Source organism: Marmoricola sp. RAF53 (assembly GCF_052114005.1).
GTDB lineage: Bacteria > Actinomycetota > Actinomycetes > Propionibacteriales > Nocardioidaceae > Marmoricola.
In genome coordinates, this window is sequence record NZ_JBFRDX010000026.1 from 26,810 (window position 1) to 48,296 (window position 21,487).

At 72.6% G+C, this 21,487-nt stretch carries 23 protein-coding genes and 1 riboswitch; of the genes, 16 read left to right on the forward strand and 7 right to left on the reverse strand.

Going from position 1 to position 21,487, the window contains the following annotated elements; genetic code table 11:
- Positions 1-8: 8 nt before the first annotated feature.
- Positions 9-893, reverse strand: coding sequence for a hypothetical protein (locus AB4Y76_RS18265; RefSeq protein WP_441927880.1), 885 nt, complete (start codon positions 891-893; stop codon positions 9-11).
- Positions 894-931: 38 nt separating this feature from the next.
- On the opposite strand from AB4Y76_RS18265, the gene AB4Y76_RS18270 reads away from it, so the two are divergent.
- The 5 genes from AB4Y76_RS18270 to AB4Y76_RS18290 all read left to right on the forward strand — a co-directional run bounded on the left by AB4Y76_RS18270 (position 932) and on the right by AB4Y76_RS18290 (position 6,946).
- On the forward strand, positions 932-2,203 hold the full coding sequence (locus AB4Y76_RS18270) for a homogentisate 1,2-dioxygenase (RefSeq protein WP_441927882.1): 1,272 nt from the start codon (positions 932-934) through the stop codon (positions 2,201-2,203).
- Positions 2,204-2,330: 127 nt separating this feature from the next.
- Positions 2,331-2,403, forward strand: a riboswitch (cobalamin riboswitch).
- Positions 2,404-2,499: 96 nt separating this feature from the next.
- Positions 2,500-3,354 carry a hypothetical protein gene (locus tag AB4Y76_RS18275; RefSeq protein ID WP_441927884.1) on the forward strand — a complete coding sequence of 285 codons (855 nt, stop codon included), beginning with the start codon at positions 2,500-2,502 and terminating at the stop codon, positions 3,352-3,354.
- A gap of 21 nt (positions 3,355-3,375) precedes the next feature.
- Positions 3,376-4,488, forward strand: coding sequence for an energy-coupling factor transporter transmembrane component T (locus AB4Y76_RS18280; protein ID WP_441927886.1), 1,113 nt, complete (start codon positions 3,376-3,378; stop codon positions 4,486-4,488).
- Positions 4,485-6,158 carry an ABC transporter ATP-binding protein gene (locus AB4Y76_RS18285; protein WP_441927888.1) on the forward strand — a complete coding sequence of 558 codons (1,674 nt, stop codon included), beginning with the start codon at positions 4,485-4,487 and terminating at the stop codon, positions 6,156-6,158. Before AB4Y76_RS18280 ends, AB4Y76_RS18285 begins: the two co-directional genes overlap by 4 nt.
- A complete protein-coding gene (locus AB4Y76_RS18290; RefSeq protein WP_441927890.1) occupies positions 6,155-6,946 on the forward strand; it encodes an ECF transporter S component in 792 nt (263 codons plus the stop codon). Before AB4Y76_RS18285 ends, AB4Y76_RS18290 begins: the two co-directional genes overlap by 4 nt.
- A 12-nt stretch (positions 6,947-6,958) precedes the next feature.
- Here AB4Y76_RS18290 and AB4Y76_RS18295 read toward each other — a convergent pair whose 3' ends face one another.
- Entirely contained in the window at positions 6,959-7,501 is a 543-nt protein-coding gene (locus AB4Y76_RS18295) for a DUF1697 domain-containing protein (protein WP_441927892.1), read from the reverse strand.
- Here AB4Y76_RS18295 and AB4Y76_RS18300 point away from each other — a divergent pair.
- Positions 7,490-9,082, forward strand: a complete 1,593-nt coding sequence (locus tag AB4Y76_RS18300) for an acyl-CoA synthetase (protein WP_441927894.1) — start codon at positions 7,490-7,492, stop codon at positions 9,080-9,082. The genes AB4Y76_RS18295 and AB4Y76_RS18300 overlap by 12 nt on opposite strands.
- Before the next feature lie 4 nt (positions 9,083-9,086).
- Here the strand turns inward: AB4Y76_RS18300 and AB4Y76_RS18305 are convergent, their stop codons facing one another.
- Positions 9,087-9,662 (reverse strand): isochorismatase family protein, encoded by a 576-nt coding sequence (locus AB4Y76_RS18305; protein ID WP_441927896.1) that lies wholly within the window; start codon positions 9,660-9,662, stop codon positions 9,087-9,089.
- Positions 9,663-9,707: 45 nt separating this feature from the next.
- Here AB4Y76_RS18305 and AB4Y76_RS18310 point away from each other — a divergent pair, with 45 nt between their 5' ends.
- The gene (locus AB4Y76_RS18310) at positions 9,708-10,061 is read left to right on the forward strand and encodes a nuclear transport factor 2 family protein (RefSeq protein ID WP_441927898.1); all 354 of its coding nucleotides are present in this window, start codon (positions 9,708-9,710) and stop codon (positions 10,059-10,061) included.
- A gap of 7 nt (positions 10,062-10,068) precedes the next feature.
- Here AB4Y76_RS18310 and AB4Y76_RS18315 read toward each other — a convergent pair whose 3' ends face one another.
- Positions 10,069-11,382 (reverse strand): nicotinate phosphoribosyltransferase, encoded by a 1,314-nt coding sequence (locus AB4Y76_RS18315; protein ID WP_441927900.1) that lies wholly within the window; start codon positions 11,380-11,382, stop codon positions 10,069-10,071.
- Positions 11,383-11,409: 27 nt separating this feature from the next.
- On the opposite strand from AB4Y76_RS18315, the gene clpS reads away from it, so the two are divergent.
- From clpS to AB4Y76_RS18350, 7 genes are all read left to right on the forward strand, one after another.
- Positions 11,410-11,709 (forward strand): ATP-dependent Clp protease adapter ClpS, encoded by a 300-nt coding sequence (gene clpS, locus AB4Y76_RS18320; protein WP_441927902.1) that lies wholly within the window; start codon positions 11,410-11,412, stop codon positions 11,707-11,709.
- A gap of 91 nt (positions 11,710-11,800) precedes the next feature.
- The gene (locus AB4Y76_RS18325) at positions 11,801-12,382 is read left to right on the forward strand and encodes a DUF2017 domain-containing protein (protein ID WP_441927904.1); all 582 of its coding nucleotides are present in this window, start codon (positions 11,801-11,803) and stop codon (positions 12,380-12,382) included.
- A gap of 35 nt (positions 12,383-12,417) precedes the next feature.
- On the forward strand, positions 12,418-12,846 hold the full coding sequence (locus AB4Y76_RS18330) for a Mov34/MPN/PAD-1 family protein (protein WP_441927906.1): 429 nt from the start codon (positions 12,418-12,420) through the stop codon (positions 12,844-12,846).
- Positions 12,847-12,853: 7 nt separating this feature from the next.
- Positions 12,854-13,126, forward strand: coding sequence for a MoaD family protein (locus tag AB4Y76_RS18335; RefSeq protein WP_441927908.1), 273 nt, complete (start codon positions 12,854-12,856; stop codon positions 13,124-13,126).
- Positions 13,126-14,073: a PLP-dependent cysteine synthase family protein gene (locus AB4Y76_RS18340; RefSeq protein WP_441927910.1), complete on the forward strand. Its 948-nt coding sequence runs from the start codon at positions 13,126-13,128 to the stop codon at positions 14,071-14,073. The genes AB4Y76_RS18335 and AB4Y76_RS18340 overlap by 1 nt, the downstream gene beginning before the upstream one ends.
- Positions 14,070-14,429, forward strand: a complete 360-nt coding sequence (locus tag AB4Y76_RS18345; protein ID WP_441927912.1) for a hypothetical protein — start codon at positions 14,070-14,072, stop codon at positions 14,427-14,429. Before AB4Y76_RS18340 ends, AB4Y76_RS18345 begins: the two co-directional genes overlap by 4 nt.
- Positions 14,422-14,799 (forward strand): hypothetical protein, encoded by a 378-nt coding sequence (locus AB4Y76_RS18350; RefSeq protein ID WP_441927914.1) that lies wholly within the window; start codon positions 14,422-14,424, stop codon positions 14,797-14,799. Before AB4Y76_RS18345 ends, AB4Y76_RS18350 begins: the two co-directional genes overlap by 8 nt.
- A 53-nt stretch (positions 14,800-14,852) precedes the next feature.
- Here the strand turns inward: AB4Y76_RS18350 and AB4Y76_RS18355 are convergent, their stop codons facing one another.
- On the reverse strand, positions 14,853-17,171 hold the full coding sequence (locus AB4Y76_RS18355; RefSeq protein ID WP_441927916.1) for a choice-of-anchor J domain-containing protein: 2,319 nt from the start codon (positions 17,169-17,171) through the stop codon (positions 14,853-14,855).
- A 173-nt stretch (positions 17,172-17,344) separates the two neighbouring features.
- Between AB4Y76_RS18355 and AB4Y76_RS18360 the strand changes: the two genes are divergently transcribed.
- Positions 17,345-18,589 carry an MFS transporter gene (locus AB4Y76_RS18360; protein WP_441927918.1) on the forward strand — a complete coding sequence of 415 codons (1,245 nt, stop codon included), beginning with the start codon at positions 17,345-17,347 and terminating at the stop codon, positions 18,587-18,589.
- A 149-nt stretch (positions 18,590-18,738) separates the two neighbouring features.
- The gene (locus tag AB4Y76_RS18365; protein ID WP_441927920.1) at positions 18,739-19,497 is read left to right on the forward strand and encodes an MBL fold metallo-hydrolase; all 759 of its coding nucleotides are present in this window, start codon (positions 18,739-18,741) and stop codon (positions 19,495-19,497) included.
- A 3-nt stretch (positions 19,498-19,500) separates the two neighbouring features.
- On the opposite strand, the gene AB4Y76_RS18370 is transcribed toward AB4Y76_RS18365, so the two are convergent.
- The gene (locus AB4Y76_RS18370; protein ID WP_441927922.1) at positions 19,501-20,196 is read right to left on the reverse strand and encodes a response regulator; all 696 of its coding nucleotides are present in this window, start codon (positions 20,194-20,196) and stop codon (positions 19,501-19,503) included.
- Positions 20,175-21,356, reverse strand: a complete 1,182-nt coding sequence (locus AB4Y76_RS18375; protein WP_441927924.1) for a sensor histidine kinase — start codon at positions 21,354-21,356, stop codon at positions 20,175-20,177. Before AB4Y76_RS18375 ends, AB4Y76_RS18370 begins: the two co-directional genes overlap by 22 nt.
- Between the last annotated feature and the right edge of the window lie 131 nt (positions 21,357-21,487).

The following is a 21,487-nucleotide window of genomic DNA, read 5'->3' on the forward strand; positions in this document are numbered from 1 at the left end:
TCTCCTCCTCAGGTCAGCAGGCCGAGCTCGACCAGGTCGTCGTGGGGCTCCAGCACCGAGCAGGAGCCGAAGCCGGTGAACCAGTGCCGCGTCCGTGCGGCCTCCTCGGCGTCGAAGCCGTCGAGCAGCACCCGGGCGGACTCCTCGGCGAGCACCTCCGAGCCGTCCTCGCCGTCGAGCGCGGCGCGGGTCGCGCGGAGCACGTTGAGGAAGCCGTGGTGGGTCAGGCCGGTGGCCGGGTCGTGGTGCCGGACCGCGTGGTGCAGGCCGGCGGTGCACTTGAACGGGACCTCCCGGTCCAGCGCCGCCGCGATGGCGTCGGCGAGCTCGCCGGAGGTGGGGAAGGCGTCCTGGTCGACGCCGCCGGTGCGGAACTTCGCGCGCAGGCCACGCATGCCTACCTCGTCGAGGGCGGCCAGCCAGCCGGCCGTCGGCTCGCCGCGCAGCGGCGGGAGCTCGAGGTAGACGTCCACCTCGTCCAGCTCGGCGTCCAGCGTGTCGACCACGGTGATCGCCCGGCGGGCGTTGTGGGACAGGTCGGCCTCCTCGCGGAGCGCGAACTCGATCGCCCGCAGGTGCAGCAGCGGCGCCCGGGTCGCCCACCGGACGGCCGGCTCGATCGCTCCGGCGCCGCCGGTGACCACGACGTTGACGCCGAGGGAGCGCTCGTCGTCGCGCTCGTCGAGATAGTGCTCGTCCAGGTGGGCGATCAGGTCGGGGAGCTTCACGTCGCTGACCACGAAGCCGCCGACGAGGGCGGCGTACTCGGCGTCCTGGTGCTCGTAGTGCTCGGCCACGGCCCGGTCCAGGGGCAGGTTGCCGGGCGGGAAGATCGACGCGTCGTCGACGAGTCCGGTGAGCCAGGTGGGGAGCGAGCCGTCGGAGGAGACCACGGTCGCCACGTTAGTACCGGTCGTGGCAAGGTGAGCAGGTGGCGTATTACAGATCAGTCGGAGAAGTGCCGCGGACCCGTCACACGGCCTTCCGGGACCCGGACGGGAACCTGCGCTACGAGGAGCTGATGGGGGAGGAGGGCTTCTCCTCCGACTCCTCGCTGCTCTACCACCGCGGCGTGCCGTCGGCGATCGTCGACAGCCGGGCCTGGGCGCTGCCGGACCTGAGCACCACCGCGAACCACCCGCTCAAGCCCCGGCACCTCAAGCTCCACGACCTCACCACCCACGACGAGGACCGCGAGGGCCCCTCGCGGGAGCCGAACGCCGTCGAGCACCGACGCCTGGTCCTCGGCAACGCCGACGTCCGGATCTCCTACGTCGTCGCGGACGCGCCCTCGCCGCTCTACCGCAACGCCGTCGGGGACGAGTGCGTGTACGTCGAGTCCGGCAGCGGGACCGTCGAGACGGTCTTTGGGGTGCTGGCCTACCGGAGCGGCGACTACGTCGTGCTGCCGCGGGCGACCACGCACCGCTGGGTCCCCGCCGAGCTCAGCCGGCTCTACGCGATCGAGGCGAACAGCCACATCACGCCGCCGCGGCGCTACCTGTCCCGCTTCGGGCAGCTCCTCGAGCACGCGCCGTACTGCGAGCGCGACCTGCACGGGCCCGGCGCGGTGCACCTGGTCGAGGGCCCGGAGGCGACCCAGGACGTGGACGTGCTGGTCAAGCACCGCGGCAACGGGCCGTCCGGCCTGGTCGGCACCCGGCTCACCTACGCGACCCACCCGTTCGACGTGGTCGGCTGGGACGGCTGCCTCTACCCGTACACGTTCAACGTCGAGGACTTCATGCCGATCACCGGCAAGGTGCACCAGCCGCCGCCGGTGCACCAGGTCTTCGAGGGCCACAACTTCGTGGTCTGCAACTTCTGCCCGCGCAAGGTCGACTACCACGAGGGCTCGATCCCGGTGCCGTACTACCACTCCAACGTCGACTCCGACGAGGTGATGTTCTACGTCGGCGGCGACTACGAGGCGCGCAAGGGGAGCGGCATCGGCCTCGGCTCGATCTCGCTGCACCCAGGCGGCTACGCGCACGGTCCGCAGCCCTCGGCGATCGAGGCGTCCATCGGCGTGGAGTACTTCGACGAGCTCGCCGTGATGGTGGACACCTTCCGCCCGCTCGAGCTCGGCGAGGCCGCGCTGGCAGTGGAGGACCCGGCGTACGCGTGGACGTGGAGCGGCCGGAGCCGACCGAGGGACGAGGTCGGGTCCGACGCCGCGAAGGTCGAGCGAGCGCGCGACTGAGCCTGCGAAGTCGCGGATGCGGGTCGAGACCAGGGCCGCGGACCGACCGAGGGACGAGGTCGGGTCCGACGGGGCGGTGTAGATTTACCCGCTGGAGCCCGCAGGGCTCCACCACCGAGATGCCCAGGGGAAGCCGGTCGAAGTCCGGCGCTGACCCGCAACCGTAGGCCGGTCCGGAAGGACGGGTGAGCCGGAGCACCTGGTCGCTCGTGCGGCTCCCTGAACACCCGTCGAGGTCCACGGGACGGAGCCTGGGTGCCGGTCATCCAGGTCCTTCCGGGCCACCTGGAGAACACATGAGGCACCACCCGCCCGTCGTCTGGCTCGCCGGCGTCGTCGTCGCCCTCGGAGCATTCGTCGTGGGCGCTCCGGCCGCGCAGGCGGCCGCCTGCTCCGGCACGTCGGGGGTGACCGTCGTCGTCCAGTTCCCGGACCGGACCATGATCGGCTGCGCGCCGGGCAACCCGAGCTCGGGGTACGACGCGCTCCGGTTGGCGGGCTTCGATCGGACCTTCGCGCAGGGCAACGGCGCCGGCGCGCTCTGCCGCATCGACGGCGTCCCGGGCAGCAACCCGTGCACGAGCATGCCGCCGGCGAACGCGTACTGGTCCTACTGGCACGGCAAGCCCGGCGGGTCCTGGAGCTACGCCAGCACCGGCGGCGGCGCCTACGACCCGGCGCCCGGAACGGTCGACGGCTGGCGGTTCGGCGACGGCAATTCCGCGCCGAGCACTCCGCCGCCGGGGGCGACCGCCCCCAAGCCGACGCCCAAGCCGACGCCCAAGCCGACCCCGAAAGAGACCGTGAAGCCCACCCCCCGGGCCACGACGTCCGCGCAGGTCGCCGCACCGGGCACGACGGCCCCGGACGCCACCGCTTCTGCTCCCGCCGCTGCCTCGACGTCCGCCGCGCCCGTCCCGTCGGCGAGCGCCTCGGAGGACTCCACCGCCGACTCCGCCGCCGACCCCGCCGCCGACACCTCCGACGGTCCGACCGACGACACCACGGTCGCCGCCGCCGGCACCGAGGACGAGGCACCCGCCGCGGACTCCGCGGACTCCGGGGGCCTCTCCTGGGTCTGGGGCGTCGCGCTGCTGGCCGTCGTCGGCACCGCCGGCACGGTCACCTACCTCCGCCGACGTCAGGGCTGAGCCGATGGCCGGGCCGAACCGATGACCGGGGCGCGACTGCCCCGTGCGCTGCACCCGCTCGCGTGGTGGGGCTGGGCGCTCGGGCTCGCCGTCGCGGCAAGCATGACCACCAACCCGCTGCTGCTCGGCCTGCTGGTCGGGGTGATCTGGTTCGTGGTGAGCGAGCGGCGTACGGCCTCGCCGTGGGCGCGCGCCTTCCGGCTGTACGTGACCCTGGGCCTGGTCGTGATCGCGTTCCGGGTGGTGCTGCACGTCCTGGTCGGCCTGAAGTGGGGCACGATCGTGGTGCTGCCGCTGCCGAGCATCGCGCTGCCGTCGTGGGCGGCCGGGATCAACCTGCTCGGCACCGTCTACCTGGAGGGCTGGCTCGCCGCCGTCCTGCTCGGCGTCCAGCTCGCCGTGCTCATCATCGCCATCGGCGGCGCCGTCGCGCTCGCGAACCCCAAGCGGCTGCTCCGGTCGCTGCCCAACGCTCTCCACGAGGTCGGCACCGCCGTGGTCGTCGCGATCAGCGTCGCGCCCCAGCTCGCCGACAGCGTCCAGCGGGTGTTCCGGGCACGCCTGCTCCGCGGGGACGCCGAGCGCGGCCTGCGGGCCGTGCCCCGGGTCGCGCTGCCGGTCCTCCAGGACACCCTCGACCGGTCGCTGCTGCTGGCGGCGGCGATGGAGTCGCGCGGCTACGGCAGCCGGCACGTGGAGGCCGACGCCCGGGCTCGCGCGGGCCGCCGCGCCGCGACCGGTGCGCTCACCCTGCTCGGGCTGCTCACCGTCGCTTTCGGCATGTACGGCGTCCTCGACCCGACCCGGTCCCCGGGATGGTCCGGCGCGCCGGTGCTCGCCCTCGGCCTCGCGATGGCCTTCGCCGGGATGGCGCTCGGTGGCCGCGAGGTGCGGGTCACCCGGTACCGGCCGGACCCCTGGCGCTGGCCGGAGACGGTGACCGTGCTGTGCGGACTCGTCGCCGTCGCCGGCATGTTCGTCAGCCGGGACCAGTCGCCGCTGCTGCTCGCGATGCCGCTGTCGCCGCTCGCGGCTCCGGGACTGCCCGTCGCCGCGACGCTCGGGATCCTGGTCGCGGCGCTGCCCGCCGTCGTCACCCCGCCGCCCCCGGCCAGCGGGAGGGCGGGCCGATGACCGGGCCCGGGAGCAGTGACGCACTGTCGCTCCGCGGCGTCTCGGTCCGGTACGACGGCGCCGACCAGCCGGTGCTCCGCGACGTCGACCTCGTCGTCGAGGAGGGCGAGCTCGCGCTCGTCGTCGGCCGGACCGGCTCCGGCAAGAGCACCCTGCTCGGCGTCCTCAACGGCCTGGTCCCGCACCTCACCGGCGGTGAGCTGTCCGGGTCGGTCCGGATCCACGGGCGCGACACCCGCGACCACCGCCCTCGCGACCTGGCCGGGCTGGTCGGCGTCGTCGGGCAGGACCCGCTCGCCGGCTTCGTGACCGACACCGTCGAGGAGGAGCTCGCCTACGGGATGGAGCAACTCGGGCTGGCGCCCGCGGTGATGCGCCGCCGGGTCGAGGAGACGCTGGACCTGCTCGGGATCGCCGACCTGCGCGACGCCCCGCTCGCCGAGCTCTCCGGTGGTCAGCAGCAGCGGGTGGCGATCGGCTCGGTGCTGACGCCGCACCCGCGGGTGCTGGTCCTCGACGAGCCGACCTCCGCGCTCGACCCGACCGGGGCCGAGGAGGTGCTCGCCGCGATCACCCGGCTGGTGCACGACCTGGCCGTGACCGTCGTGGTCGCCGAGCACCGGGTCGAGCGCGTCCTCGCGTACGCCGACCGGGTGATCCACGTCGCCGACGGCCGCGTCGAGTCCGGCGACCCGGCTGGGCTGATGCGGACCTCGACGATCGCCCCGCCGGTCGTCGAGCTCGGCCGCTGGGCGCACTGGTCGCCGCTGCCGATGTCCGTCCGGGACGCGTGGCGGGCCGGCCGCGACCTGCGGCACGAGCTGGACCGGGTGCCTCCTTCCCCGGTGGTCGAGGAGGGTGCTCCCGCGCCCGTCTCGAAACCCGCCGAGGTGCTCACCGCCTCCGGCCTCACCGTCCGGCACGGCGACCTGGTCGCGGTCCGGGCGGTCGACCTGGCGCTGCGGGCCGGCGAGGTCGCCGCGCTGATGGGCCGCAACGGCGCCGGGAAGTCGAGCCTGCTCTGGGCGCTGCAGGGCACCGGGGCACGCACGTCCGGCAGCGTCCTGGTCGACGGCACCGACCCGAGCGGCCTGTCCGCCTCGGTCCGTCGCCGCCGGGTCGGCCTGGTACCGCAGACTCCGGCGGACCTCCTCTACCTGCCGACCGTGGAGAAGGAGTGCGCGCAGGCCGACGAGGAGACCGGGTCGGCGCCCGGGACCTGCCGCGGCCTGCTGGACCGGATCGTCCCCGGCATCGACGGCCGGACTCACCCGCGCGACCTCTCCGAGGGGCAGCGGCTCGGGCTGGTGCTGGCCGTCCAGCTCACCGCCGAACCCGGGATCGTGCTGCTCGACGAACCGACCCGCGGTCTCGACTACCAGGGCAAGGCCGCGCTCGCGGCGCTGCTCCGCGGCCTGGCTGCCGAGGGCCGGGCCGTGCTGCTGTCGACCCACGACGTCGAGTTCGTCGCCGAGGCGGCCGACCGGGTGCTGGTGATGGCCTCCGGCGAGGTGGTCGCCGACGGGCCGACCGCCGAGGTCGTCACGGCGAGCCCGGCCTTCGCGCCCCAGGTGGCCAAGGCGCTCGGGCACGGCCTGCTCACCGTCGACGACGTCCGGGAGCGGTTCAGCGAGCGCGCAGCGGAGCCGCCGACCGGGGTCCTGCCATGAGCACGAGCACCCGGGTCCGCCCGGTCAAGGCGATCGCGCTGCGGCCGCGCTCGACGGCCGCGATCGCCCTCGCGGTGGTCGCGGGCGTGCTCGCGTTCTGCTGGCCGCTGTTCATGTCGGCGGACTCTGCCCTGGCCGGCAACCCGGTCGCGCCGCTGGTGCTCGGCCTGCTGCTGCCGGTGATCCTCGCGGTGGTGCTCGTCGAGATCAGCGAGGGCGGTCTGGACCCGAAGGCGGTCGCGATGCTGGGCGTCCTCTCCGCGGTCGGTGCCGCGCTGCGCCCGCTCGGCGCCGGCACCGCCGGGCTGGAGACGGTCTTCTTCCTGCTGGTCCTGGCCGGCCGCGTCTTCGGCGCCGGCTTCGGGTTCGTGCTCGGCGCGACCACGCTGTTCGGGTCGGCGCTGATCACCGGGGGCGTCGGGCCGTGGCTGCCGTACCAGATGCTCGCCGCCGCGCTCGTCGGCCTCGGTGCCGGCCTGCTGCCGCCACTCGGCGGCCGTGCGGAGGTGCTCCTGCTCGCCACCTACGGCCTGGTCGCCGGGCTGCTCTACGGCCTGCTGATGAACCTGTCCTTCTGGCCGTTCACCGTCGGTGAGGACACCCAGCTCAGCTTCGTCGCCGGGGCGCCGGTGGCGGAGAACCTGCACCGGTTCGTCGTCTACTCGGTGACGACCGCGCTCGGCTGGGACCTGGTCCGCGGGATCACGAACTTCGTGCTGATCGTGGTGACGGGGCCGGCGATCCTGGCCACGCTGCGCCGGGCGGCGCGCAAGGCCGCCTTCCGCTAGCGAGCGGGTGGCTCAGCACCACCGCGCGACGATCTCGCGCAGCACCTTGAGGCTGCGGTTCGTGGCCGGTCCGACGGTCCGCTCCAGCTTCGGGTTGGACAGCTTGCCCTGGCCGAAGGCGACGTCGTACAGCAGGTGCACCGCGCGCCCGCGGACGACGACGGTCTCGCCGGGCAGGCTCAGCTCCGCCCCGGCCCGCGCGACGGCGGCGGTGGCCGGCTCCTTGAGCAGGCTCACGTAGTGGGCGTACTCGGGGGCGCGGCCCAGCGCCCCGGTCGCGACCTCGTCGGCCTCGTCCACGACGGCGGCGAGCTCGGCCGGCGCGAAGACCATCGTGGTCACCTCGAAGCCCCGGTCGGCCAGGAAGAGCGCCTCGAGCTCGGCCTCGACCTTGGCGCGCGAGCGCAGCGGCGAGTCGATCCGGATGTTGCCGGTCTGGATGTAGGTCTCCACACCGCCGTACCCGGCGCCCTCGAGGGCGGCCCGCAGGTCCGCGGTCTTGTACTGGCGCTTGCCGATGTTGACGGCGCGGAGGAAGCCGAGATGAGTAGCCACCCGGCCACCCTAGTCAGCACTACGGTGGTCGGCATGTACCCCGGAACCTGGGCGGCGACGACGCCGGACAAGCCTGCGCTGATCATGGCCGCCACCGGGGAGGTCACCACGTACGCCGCCCTGGAGGAGCGCAGCGCCCGGCTGGCCCGGCACCTCCACGACCGGGGCCTGCGTCCCGGTGACGTGGTCGCCCTGGTCACCGAGAACCGCCCGGAGGCGTTCGTCGCGTACTGGGCGGCGCTGCGCTCGGGGCTCTACCTCACCGCCGTCAACCACAACCTGAACGTGGACGAGGCGGCGTACATCGTGACCGACTGCGGCGCCCGCGCCCTGATCGGCTCGGCCGGCAAGGCCGACCTGGTGTCCGGGATCGCGGACCGGGTCGACATCGAGCACCGGCTCGCGTTCGGCGGGGCGCTCGCCGGGTTCGCGGACTTCGAGGATGCCCTGGCGGCGGCCTCGCCCGAGCCGCTGCCCGAGCAGCCGCACGGCGACGACTTCCTCTACTCCTCGGGCACCACCGGGCGGCCGAAGGGGATCAAGATCCCGCTGCCGCCGATCCGGGTCGACGAGCCCGGCTACCCCTACGTCGTGATCTTCGGCGGGCTCTTCGGGTTCGGCCCGGAGACCGTCTACCTGTCGCCGGCGCCCGTCTACCACGCCGCTCCGCTGCGCTTCATGGGCGTGATCCAGGCCCTCGGCGGCACCGTGGTGATGATGGAGAAGTTCGAGCCGGAGGCCTTCCTGGCCGCCGTCGAGAAGTACCGGGTGACCGACACCCAGGTGGTGCCGACGATGTTCGTCCGGATGCTCAAGCTGCCGCCGGAGGTGCGCGAGCGCCACGACCTGTCCTCGCTGCGGATGGTCGTCCACGCCGCGGCTCCCTGCCCGGTCGCGGTCAAGCAGCAGATGATGGTGTGGCTCGGCCCGATCATCCACGAGTACTACGCCAGCACCGAGGCCAACGGCGCCACCTACGTCGGGCCGGAGGACTGGCTGGCGCACCCGGGCACCGTCGGCCGGCCGCTGCTCGGGGTGCCGCGGATCTGCGGGCCGGACGGCGAGGTGCTCGGCGCCGGCCGGGTCGGCACCGTCTACTTCGAGCGCGACGCGATGCCGTTCAGCTACCACGGCGACCCGGAGAAGACCGCCTCGACGCAGCACCCGGAGCACCCGACCTGGTCGACCGTCGGCGACCTCGGCTACCTGGACGAGGAGGGCTACCTGTTCCTCACCGACCGCAAGGCCTTCATGATCATCAGCGGTGGCGTCAACATCTACCCGCAGGAGATCGAGGACCTGTTCAGCCTGCACCCCGGGGTCTCGGACATCGCCGTGATCGGGGTCTCGGACGACGAGATGGGGGAGCGGGTCGTCGCGTACGTCGAACCCGCCGGCGACACCGACGGGCTGGCCGAGGAGCTGACCGGCTACGCCCGCGACCGGATCGCGCACTTCAAGGTGCCGCGCGAGTTCATCCTCACCGACGACCTGCCGCGCACGCCGACCGGCAAGCTGGTCAAGCAGACCCTCCGCGACCGGTACGCCGCGCTGGTCGTCGAGCCTGTCGAGACGGAGTGAGGGCCTACTCGACCGCAACCCCGGCGACCCGCATCACCCCGATCGCGGTCTCCGTCGTCTCCGGGTCGACACCCGCGCAGAGGTCGAGGAGCACCCGGGTCGCGAAGCCGCTGCCGACCGCGTCCAGCGCGGTCGCCCGGACGCAGTGGTCGGTGGCCAGGCCGCAGACGTCGACCTGCTCGACGTCGTGGCCGCGCAGCCAGGTCTCCAGGTCGACGCCCTCGCGGGTGCGGCCCTCGAATCCCGAGTAGGCCGGACCGTCCTCGCCCTTGAGGAAGACCGCGTCGAAGGGCTGCGGGTCGAGGTTCGGGTGGAACGCCTCGCCGTCGGTGCCGACCTTGCAGTGCACCGGCCAGGAGTCGACGAAGTCGGGTTCCTTGGACCAGTGGTCGCCCGGGTCGAGGTGGTGGTCCTTGGTGGCCACCACGACGTCGTACGGCGGGGCCTTGGGGTCCTTGCGGGTCCAGTGGTGCAGCAGCGCGCTGATCTCGCTGGCGACCCGGGCGCCACCGTCCACGGGCAGCGAGCCGCCTTCGCAGAAGTCGTTCTGCACGTCGACCACGATCAGTGCCCGGGCCATGGCAAAGAGGCTATCGGGGGAGGGCAGTTCTGTCAGGGTGGCCTCATGGCTTCCAAGGAAGAGATCCAGGCGCTCGTCGAGAGCTACGTCGCGGCGGTCGGCCGCCAGGACCTGGAGGGCGTGCTCGCGGTGTTCGCGGACGACGTCGTCCAGGAGGACCCGATCGGCACGCCGCCGAACGTGGGCATCGACGCCGTGCGCGGCTTCTTCGAGAAGTCCTTCGGGATGCCGTTCAGCACCGAGCTCACCGGCCCGGTCCTGGTCACCGGCGACTACGCCGCCTTCCACTTCACCATCCGGATCCCGCTCGGCGAGGACACCATGGTCGTCCGGGTGATCGACCAGATCCGGGTGGACGCGGACGGCAAGGTCGCCGAGCTCCGCGCCGTCGTCGACTGACGCGCCGCTACACGAACCGGGTCGGGATCGCCGGCTCGCCGCGCTGCAGCTGGGTCGCGGTGACCGGGAGCTCGGCGCGGGCGGCCGCGTGCCGGTCGCGGGCGACCCGCAGGTCCTCGCGGCCGACGACCTCGCCGTCGCGGACCAGTGGCACCAGCAGCGCGCGGTCGTCGCCGTCGTCGACGGGCGGGGTGCCGATGCCGACCAGCTCGGCCGTGGCGGTCCCGTCCGGGTCGCGCCGGCGCAGGGCGTACTTGCGGCCGCCGACCGAGACCTTGTCGGTGCTCTTCTTGGCGACGTCGACCATGACGCTGTCCGGGCCCTCGCGGGCGACCAGCTTGTAGACGAAGCCGCAGGTCGGGTGGCCGCTGCCGACCACGACCTGGGTGCCGACGCCGTACACGTCGACGGGCGCGGAGCGCAGGGACGCGATCGCGTGCTCGTCGAGGTCGGAGGTGACCACGATCCGGGTGCCGGTGGCGCCCAGGTCGTCGAGCTGCGCGCGGACCTCGACGGCGAGCGCGCCGAGGTCGCCGGAGTCCAGCCGGACCGCGCCGAGCCCCGGGCCGGCGACCTCCACCGCGGCGCGGACCGCTTCGTGCACGTCGTAGGTGTCCACCAGCAGGGTGGTGCCGGCGCCGAGCGCGTCGACCTGGGCCCGGAACGCACCCGTCTCGGTGTCGTGGAGCAAGGTGAACGAGTGCGCGCTGGTGCCGCCGCTGGGGACGCCGTGCCGGCGGCGCGCCTCCAGGTTCGAGGTGGTGGCGAACCCGGCCACGTACGCCGCCCGCGCGGCCGCCACCGCGGACTCCTCGTGGGTGCGGCGCGACCCCATCTCGATGCACGGCCGGTCGCCGGCGGCGGCGGTCATCCGGGACGCGGCCGCGGCGACCGCGGAGTCGTGGTTGTAGATCGAGAGCAGCAGCGTCTCCAGCAGCACCGCCTCGGCGAAGGTCGACTCGACGACCAGCACGGGGGAGTGCCCGAAGTACACCTCGCCCTCGGGGTAGCCCCAGACGTCGCCGCCGAACCGGTACGACGCCAGCCGGTCCAGCGTCGGCTCGTCGACGATCCGCTCGCGGCGCAGGAAGTCGATCTCCTCGGCTCCGAACCGGAACCGCTCGACGGCCTCCAGCGCCCGGCCGACGCCGGCGACCACGCCGTACCGGCGGCCCTCGGGGAGGCGCCGGGCGAAGAGCTCGAAGACCGCCCGCCGGTCGGCGTTGCCGGACCCGAGCGCGGCCTGCAGCATGGTGAGCTCGTAGTGGTCGGTGAGCAGCGCGGAGGACGGTGCCGGTGAGGGTGCGGCGGCGTTCACCACTGCAGGCTAGCCACTATCGTGGAGGTCATGTCCGCCCCCAGCCCCGTCGAGCTCGACGAGCCGGTGACCGACGACCTCACCGTGACCGCGACGCCCTGGGTGACGATCGTGTGGAACGACCCGGTCAACCTGATGTCCTACGTGACGTTCGTGTTCACCAGCTACTTCGGCTACTCGAAGAAGAAGGCCGAGAAGCTGATGCTGGAGGTGCACCACGACGGGAGGTCGGTGGTGTCCACCGGGAGCCGCGAGGAGATGGAGCGCGACGTGCAGGCGATGCACGAGTACGGGTTGTGGGCGACGATGCAGAAGGCGGACGCGCCGTGAGTGCCCCGCGAGCGAGCGTAGCGAGCGAAGCAGTCCTGCACAGCACGCCCGTGAACCGCTCGGGCGCGGCCGACGCGAAGCGAGGTCGGGCATGAGCGGCTTCACCCGGCACCGTCGCTCGGGCGCCTGCGTGGCGACCTTCAGCACCTTCGAGGCCGACCTGCTGCGCTCGCTGGCGGCCCAGCTGATCGAGCTGCTCCGCAACGAGTCGGCCGTCCCGGAGACCCCGGTGGACCCGTTGGAGGAGCTCCTCGACTTCTCCGGCCCGACGCTGGAGCCGGAGGACCCGGTGCTGGCCCGGCTGTTCCCGACGGCGTACCCGGAGGACGACGAGGCGGCGGCGGAGTTCCGCCGCTACACCGAGGGCACGCTGCGCAACGGCAAGGCCGCCGGCGCCGCCGCGGTGATCGACGCCCTGGAGGAGGCCGGGCTGGCGCCCGAGCCGGAGGACGGGGTCTTCATCGACGTCGAGCTCGACCGCGAGCAGGCGGTCACCTGGATGCGCTCGTTCGCCGACATGCGGCTGGCCATCGCCACCCGGCTCGGGGTCGAGGACGGCGACGAGGAGTTCTGGTACTCGCTGCCCGAGGACGACCCGCGCGCCCAGGTGCACGACATCTACGACTGGGTCGGGTTCCTCCAGGAGACCCTCGTCCAGTCCGTGGCCCACTGAGCCCGGAGCCGTCGCCACCGCCTACCCTTGTCCACGTGCTGAGACTCGACCAGGCCACGTACGACGCGATCGTGGCGCACGCCAAACGGGACCACCCCGACGAGGCCTGCGGGATCGTGGCCGGCCCCGAGGGTTCCGACCGTCCCGAGCGCCACGTGCCGATGATCAACGCGGCCGGCTCGCCGACCTTCTACGAGTTCGACTCCACCGAGCTGCTCGCGCTCTACAAGGAGATGTGGGACCGCGACGAGGAGCCGGTGGTGATCTACCACTCGCACACCGCGACCGAGGCCTACCCGAGCCGGACCGACATCGGGCTCGCCAACGAGCCGGGCGCGCACTACGTGTTGGTGTCCACACGCGAACACGGGAATAGTGAGGGCCCGGTGGAGTTCAGGTCCTACAGAATCATCGACGGGACGGTCACCGAAGAAGACGTCACCGTCGTCGAGACGAAGAACTGAGGAAGACATGGCCATCGAGGTCCGGATCCCCACGATCCTGCGCACGTACACCGGCGGCGAGAAGGCCGTGGACGCCGACGGCGCCACCCTGTCCGCCCTCATCGACGACCTCGAGGCGAACCACCCCGGGATCAAGGACCGCCTCATCGAGAGCGGGGACCTGCGCCGGTTCGTGAACGTCTACGTCAACGACGAGGACGTCCGGTTCACCGGTGGTCTCGAGACCTCGCTCTCCGACGGCGACCAGGTGGTCGTGCTCCCCGCGGTGGCCGGCGGCTGATGCGCTACGACAGCCTGCTGGAGTCGGTCGGCGGGACCCCGCTGGTCGGGCTCCCGCGGCTCTCGCCGTCGCCGGACGTGCGGATCTGGGCCAAGCTCGAGGACCGCAACCCCACCGGCTCGATCAAGGACCGTCCGGCCCTGAAGATGATCGAGCAGGGCGAGAAGGACGGCCTGCTCCGCCCCGGCTGCACCATCCTCGAGCCGACGTCGGGCAACACCGGCATCTCGCTGGCGATGGCGGCCAAGCTCAAGGGCTACCGCGCCGTCTTCGTGATGCCCGAGAACACCTCCGAGGAGCGGCGCCAGCTGCTCCGGATGTGGGGCGCGGAGATCTACTCCTCGCCGGCCGCCGGCGGGTCGAACGAGGCCGTCCGGGTCGCCAAGCAGATGGCCGCCGAGCACCCCGACTGGGTGATGCTCTACCAGTACGGCAACGCCGCCAACGCGCTCGCGCACGAGGAGGGCACCGGCCCGGAGCTGCTGGCCGACCTCCCCGAGATCACGCACTTCGTCGCCGGCCTCGGCACCACGGGCACCCTGATGGGCGTCTCCCGGTACTTCCGGAAGGCCAAGCCCGAGGTGAAGATCGTCGCTGCCGAGCCGCGCTACGGCGAGCTCGTCTACGGCCTGCGCAACCTCGACGAGGGTTTCGTCCCCGAGCTGTACGACGCCGGCCTGATCGACTCCCGGTTCTCGGTCGGCCCGCGGGACGCGGTGCGCCGGGTCCGGGAGCTGCTCGAGTCCGAGGGCATCTTCGCCGGCATCTCGACCGGCGCGATCCTGCACGCCGCGCTCGGCCAGGCCGCCAAGGCGGTCAAGGCGGGGGAGCGGGCGGACATCGCGTTCGTGGTCGCGGACGGCGGCTGGAAGTACCTCTCCACCGGCGCCTACGAGGGCACGATCGACGAGGCCGAGGAGCGCCTCGACGGTCAGCTCTGGGCATGACAGGACTCGCCTGGGTCATCACGACCCTGTCCCTGCTCACCGCGCTCGCACTGGTCGTCGACATCGTCCGGGACCGTCAGCCGGGCAACGTCTCGTTCGCCGGTCTCGTGCTCGTCGAAGCTGCGCTCGTCGTCCAGCTGGTCTGGGGGATCGTCCGCGTCCTGGGGGACCACGAGGGCGTCTCGGTCGTGACCTACGTCGGGTACCTGATCGGCGCGCTGGTGATGATTCCCGTCGGCTTCGTCTGGTCGGCCTCCGAGAAGAGCCGGAGCGGAACCGCGGTGCTGCTCGTCGCCGTGCTCGTGGTCCCGTTCCTGTGCCTGCGGTTGCACGACATCTGGGCGACGCATGTCTGAGCGCGCGGCCACCGGCTCCGGTTTCGGCCGGGTGCTGGTCTTCGTCTACGGCATCTTCGCGCTGAGTGCGACCGGGCGCTCGTCCGTGCAGCTGCTCACCAAGGCGTCCGAGGCGCCGGTCGCCTACACCTTGTCCGCGGTCGCCGCGGTCGTATACATCGTCGCGACCTGGGCGCTCGCCACCGGGCGACGCACGGTCGCGCTGGTCGCGGTTCTCGTGGAGATGGCCGGCGTGCTCGTCATCGGCGCGCTCAGCCATCCCGCCGACATCGAGAAGTCGACCGTCTGGTCGGGATTCGGCAGCGGCTACGGCTACGTGCCGCTGGTGCTGCCGTTCGTCGGACTCTGGTGGATCCTGCGCACCAAGTAGTCCGCGGGGGAAGCACGCAGGGCGGCGACCGGAGTCACCGCCCTGCGCATTTCTCAGCCTCCCGGCTGCAGGACCCCGTTGGCCTTCAGCGAGTAGCGCGCGTACTGGGCGCTGGTCTCGGTCGGGTCGTCGTAGGTGACGATCGCGGACACGACGGTCGCCTTCTTGCCGAGACCGCGCTGGAGCGCGCGCCCGGCGAGGGTGCCGTTGAAGTTCCGGTCCAGCTTCAGGCGCTTGTACCAGGCGTGGCCCGCGGCGTCGTACCCGACGAGCTGGACGGTGAAGCCGGCCACCTTGACCGGGCTCACCTGGGTGATCGTCTGCCACCCGGCCAGGGTGCTCGGCAGTGCGGTGCCGCCGACGGCGATGTTGCGCACCCAGAAGCCGGCCTCGTTGACGCCCGCGTCGGTGAGGTAGCGGAAGCCGAGCAGGACGGTCTTGCCGGCGTACGCCGACAGGTCCGCGGTCTCGGACTCCCAGGTACCGCTGTCACCGGTGAAGCCGGGCAGCTGCGCGACGACCGCCGGGTCGGCGCCCGGGTCGTGGTCGGACGTCGTGTCCGCCGTCGCCAGGCTCTTCCAGGTCTTGCCGCCGTCGGTCGAGACCTGCACAGCCGCGAAGTCCCACGCCTCCTCGGTGTCCCAGAGGGCGTCGAACGTCAGGCTCGCGCCGGTCGCCGGCACGGCCACCGAGCGGACCAGGGATCGGTCGAGGTTCTCGCCGCAGCCGGAGTACAGCGCGGCGGGACCGCCACCGGCGCCGACGTCACCACAGGTGGTCGCGGCCGTGGTCGCGTCCGGCGGGGTGGCCTCCTCGGTCCACTCCACCGGCGTCGGCTCGAGGCCCTTGGCGCCGGAGAAGGTCACCTTGTTCAGGTCACGGGCCGACAGGTAGGCGCCGTTCGCCTTGCGCAGCCGGACGTAGTCCGAGCCGTTCGGCGGGGCGCCCGGGCTGTCGTAGTCCTGCGGGTTGTCCCAGTTGATCTTCGCGTTCATCGACGCGATCTGGAGCGCCCACGGCTTCGCGCCGTGCGGACCCTTCTTGCCCGAGACCGAGTCCAGCGCGAGCGCGGCGGCCCAGTCGTGGATGGTCTGCTGGGCGGTGGTGCCGGCGTGGAACTTCTTCAGCACCGCGTCCAGGCCGACCAGCCCGTTGCCCGGGTTGGTGTGCAGGGCGCTCATGAACTTCTTGCCGTAGTGGCTGGCGAGGTACTCCATGAAGCTGTACGCCGCGCCGTAGTCGCAGAGGATCTCCGGGCCGCCCTGGTCGCTCCAGCGGGTCAGCGAGTTCTCCGCGCCGCCGAAGGCCGGGGCGGCGAAGCCCTGGATGCAGGCGAGGTGGCTGTCCGCGCCGGGCTGGTCGGGCGCGATCGACGGGTCGACGTACCCGACCAGGGTCTGCGCCCAGTCGGAGAGGCCCTCGTTGATCCAGGACAGCTCGTCCGGGTCGACGTAGTACTCGAGCAGGTGCTGGTACTCGTGCGCGAAGGTGCCCTCGTACAGGTGCGGCTTCGCGGCGCCGTACGGGCGGTTCGAGCCCTGGTCGGCCGCGCAGGCCACGTACGCCGGGTCGGCGCTGTCGTCCGGCGGGGTCGCGCCGGTGCGGTGCAGCCAGTCGTAGGCGTCGATCGTCATCACGTTGCGGTCGACGTACTCGTTGAACACCGAGTAGAAGAACCCGGCGATGTAGGTCTGGCCGTCCGGGGTGCCCGGGTCGTAGTAGTTCGCGTCCTTGACGTTGTCGACCAGGACCACGATGTCGTCGGACTGGGAGGCGTCGACCTTCCAGTAGTCCTCGGGCAGGCCGACCTGTCCGGCGAGGTCGGCTCCGCCGGTGCCGTCACGGTTCGGCGGGGTGGAGAAGGTCGCCGACTCCGAGGGGTAGATGTTCGTGTCGAACTCGTGCACGAAGCTCGAGACCTGGGCGTCGGTGACGGCCGCCAGCCCGAGGGTGTTGCGGCAGTCGCCGCTCGGGAACGAGGTGTCGTTCGCGACCCACACCTGGATGTGGTCGCCGATCCCGCGCAGCGTGTAGTTCTTCAGGCCGATCTGGCTGGTGACGTCGTTGAGGGCGAGCCAGGTCTTGGTCGTCCCGACGGTGGGATCGGCGGCTGCGGCGTTCGCCTTCGCCGAGGCGGAGGAGCGGCCGGTGGCCAGCTTGGACTGCGGCGTGCGCGCGAGCTTGAGCGCCTTGCCCTGGTTGTAGTCGGGCCCGACGTTGCGGGTGTCGGCGCCCTTGCCGGCGCTCTTCCCGTGAGGGGAGCCGGGGCCGGGCGGGTCGGCGAAGGCGGCGGTTCCGCTGAGGGCTGTGGTGGTGAGGAGGGCGGCTGTGGCGGCGAGCGCCCACCCGAGAGGTCGTCCTGTCCGAGACATGTAGTTGTCCTTTTGCACCGAGACGGGCAGCGGACTGATCGAGCCGCACTGCCCCTGACCTGTGTGATCAAACACTCCTCCACCGGCAGGGGTCAACGTTCCGGGCCGGAATGTTCTGGTCCCGGAATGTTCTGGCCCTGGAATGTTCTGGCCCCGTGTCGGCTTGTCCTGGGGTGAGCACCCTCGACGACGCCCAGACGGTCACCCGGAAGGTCGACCAGCCGTCCCCGGTCGCCGGGGCCGCGGCACCCGTCGACCCGCGGCGCGCCGCGCTGGCGATCGTGGCGCTCGCCCTCGGGGGGTTCGCGATCGGCACCACCGAGTTCGTGACGATGGGGCTGCTGCCGGAGATCGCGCACGGCATCGGGGCGTCGATCCCGACCACCGGCCACGTGATCACGGCGTACGCGCTCGGCGTCGTGGTCGGCGCGCCGGTCATCGTCGCGCTCGGCGCGCGGCTGCCGCGCCGCGGCCTGGCCGTCGGGCTGGTGCTCGCGCTCGGCCTCGGCAACGCCGTCACCGCGCTCGCCCAGGGCTACGACCAGCTGATGGTGGCCCGGTTCATCGCCGGGATCCCGCACGGCGCCTACTTCGGCGTCGCGTCGCTGATCGCGGCCTCGCTGGTGCCCGCCGAGCGCAAGGGCCGTGCCGTGAGCGGCGTGATGCTGGGGTTGTCGGTGGCGACCGTCATCGGCGTCCCGGCGAGCACCTGGCTCGGGCAGGGCCTCGGCTGGCGCAGCGCGTACTGGCTGGTGCTGGGCATCACGGTGGTCACCGCGGTCGGCCTGCTCTGCTTCGTCCCCGGTACGCCGGGGGACCCGACCGCCACCGTGCGCCGCGAGCTGCGCGCGCTCAAGCGGCCCCAGGTCCTGTTCGCGATCACCGCCGGCATGATCGGCTTCGGCGGCATCTTCGCGATGTACAGCTACGTGGCGCCGCTGGTCACCGACGTCGCGGACCTCGGGCGGTCGGCGATCCCGTGGTTCCTGCTCGCCTTCGGCATCGGCTCGGTCCTCGGCGCCTGGCTCGCCGGCCGGCTGGCCGACTGGGACGTGGAGCGCTCGGTCGTCGGCGGCTTCGTCGCCACCGCCGTCGTGCTGCTGCTGGTCGCGTCGCTGGCCGGCCTCCCGGCGGCGCTCTGGGTGCTCGTCGGGGTCACCGGCGTCCTCGGGTCGGTGCTGGCGATCAACCTGCAGCTGCGGCTGATGCACGCCGCCGGCGACGCCCAGATGCTCGGCGCGGCGCTGAACCACTCGGCGCTCAACGTCGCCAACGGTCTCGGCGCCTGGCTCGGCTCGGTCGTCATCGCGGCCGGCCACGGGTACCGCGCGCCGAGCCTGGTGGGTGCCGGCCTCGCGGTCGCCGGGCTGGTCGTCTTCGTCCTCGGGCTCGCCCAGGCACGTCGCGCGCGCGTGTGAGGGTGCCGGAGTGATGTCTGTCGCGGGTCGCTCCCAAAACGGCTCCGGACCACTAGCCTGGGGCGCGTGGCGGTCGCTCACCTCGTCATCCCGGTCCTCCCCGGCGCGCCTCGCGGCGTCCGGGGCGTGTGGCGTTCCCGGGGTGAAGCATGAGGCTGACCGTAATCGGGGCCTCCGGCTCCTACCCCGGACCTGACTCCCCGGCGAGCTGCTACCTGCTCGAGTCCGAGCACGAGGGCCGGCTGTGGCGCGTGCTCGTCGACATGGGCAGCGGTGCGCTCGGCGTCCTGCACCGCTACATCGACCCGGCGAGTGTCGACGCGGTCCTGCTCTCGCACCTGCACGCCGACCACTGCCTCGACCTCTGCGGGTTCTACGTGCTGCGCCGCTACCACCCGACCGGCGCGCAGCCGAAGATCCCGGTGTGGGGCCCGGTGGACACCGCCCGCCGGATGGCGAAGGCCTACGACCTCGACGAGGACCCGGGCATGAACGAGGAGTTCGACTTCCTGCTCTACCCCGAGGAGACGTTCACCGTCGGGCCGTTCACGGTGACCGCGCGCGAGGTGGCGCACCCGGTGACGGCGTACGGGCTGCGGATCGAGGCCGACGGACGCGCGCTCGCCTACTCCGGGGACACCGGCACCTGCGACGCCCTGGTGGAGACCGCGCGCGACGCCGACCTCTTCCTCTGCGAGGCCTCCTTCATCGAGGGCTCGGACAACCCGCCCGACCTGCACCTGACCGGCGCCGAGGCCGGCCGGATGGCCAGCGCGGCCGCGGCCAGGCGGCTGGTGCTCACCCACGTGCCGCCCTGGTACGACCCGCAGGTCGCCCTCGCCGAGTCGAAGCTCACCTACGACGGCGACGTCGAGCTCGCCGAACCCGGCAAGACGTACCTCATCTAGCCGCTACTCCAAGCCGGCGTCGTGCACGCACAGCGCGATCTGCACCCGGTTCTCGACGTCGAGCTTGGTGAACAGCCGGGAGATGTGCGCCTTCACCGTCGGCACGCTCAGGTAGAGCTCGGCCGCGATCTCGGCGTTGCTCAGTCCGCGGCCGACCGCGACCGCGACCTCGCGCTCCCGCTCGGTCAACCGGTCCAGCCGGGCGAGCGCGGCGGTCGACCGCTCCGGCGCGAGCTGGGTGACCTGCTGGATCAGCGTCGTGGTGACGCTCGGGGAGAGCATCGGCTCGCCCGCGGCCACCCGGTGGATCGCGTCGACGATCGCCGTCGGGGCGGTGTCCTTGAGCAGGAACCCGCTCGCCCCGGCCGCCAGCGCGCGCATCACGTACTCGTCGGCGTCGAACGTGGTCAGGACGATCACCCGCGGCGGGTCGGTGCGCGCGGCGAGCTCCTCGGTGGCCTGGAGGCCGTCCATCACCGGCATCCGGATGTCCATCAGGACGACGTCGGGGGAGTGCTCGTCGATCGCGGCCAGCCCCTCGGCGCCGTTGCCGGCCTGCGCCACCACGTCCAGGGTCGGGGTGCCGCCGAGGATCAGCGCCAGCCCGCTGCGGACCAGCGGGTCGTCGTCGACGATGAGGATCTTGATCACGGTGTCGTCGTTCACGGGGTCGTCGTTCACGGGGTCGTCGGGCTCCACGGCAACCAGCCTCGCAGCACGAACGCGTCCCGGGTGTCCTCCACGACGAGTGTCCCGCCGGCGAGCGCGGCCCGCTCGCGCAGGCCGACCAGGCCGAGCCCGGACCCCGGCGTGGTCGAACGGCTCACGCCGACCGGTTTGGCGTTGCGGACGACCACGGTCGCCCCCGACTCCGGGTCGCCGTCGAGCCGGACCGTCACGTGCGTGCGCGGGGCGTGCTTGCGGGCGTTGGTGAGGCCCTCCTGGACGATCCGGTACAGCGTCCGGCCCACCTGTTCCGCCGGCTGGCGCCCGGCCAGCCCGTCGGCGAGGTCGACGACCATGCCGCCGTCCCGGGACTCCTCCAGCAACCGCGCCAGGTCGTCGAGGGTCGGCTGCGGGCGGTCGCCGGTGCCGGGGGTCCCGCGGTCGTCGGCACGGAGAACGCCGAGCACCTGGCGGAGGTCGGTGAGCGCCTCGTGGGCCTTGGCCTGGATCAGCTCGGCGGTCTCGCGGACCTGCTCGGGCGGCAGGTCGGTCCGGTAGGCGAGCGCGCCGGCGTGCATCGTGACCAGCGAGATCCGGTGCGCGAGCACGTCGTGCATCTCCCGGGCGATCCGCTCCCGCTCGGCCGACCGGGCCTGGTCCATCCGCAGCTCCTGCTCGGCCTCGGCCTGCCGGGCACGCTCCTGCAGCGTCCAGATCAGCTCGCGGCGCGAACCGATGTACATGCCGAACGTCGCGAACGCGACCGCGAGCAGGATCCCGATGAAGATGTTCAGCCAGAACGGGTCGGCACTCGGATCCGGCTGGTAGGCGTAGAAGACCTGGCCGACGACCACGCTGGTCGCCCCGACCGCCAGGATCTGCGGGATCCGCCGCCGCGTCGCCAGCGACACGTACGCCAGCACGCCGGGGCCCGCCGCCGAGGCCGAGAAGAGCCCGATCACGGTGATCGCCATCGCCACCCCGAACGGCCAGCGCCGCCGGAAGAAGACCAGCACGAACGACGCCACGCCCCCGGCCAGGTCCAGCCAGAACAGGCCCGGGTGGTGGTTCCACTGCTGCGGCAGGAGCTCCCACCAGGCCAGGCCGGACACCGCCAGGCACAGGACGGTGCGCCACAGGTGACCCCAGCGGGTCAGCGGCGGGTTGTAGTCCTGCGGGTCGGCGTCGAGCACGCTCCCAGGCTAGGGATCCGGACGGGCGTCGTACCAGCGTCCGGGGTCGTGGCGGGGTCCCGGGTGCCCCCTACTTTGGTCGGGGTCATCCCGAGCCCCCGGGCCGATGTGCGGGGCAGGGGCGTCCGGCA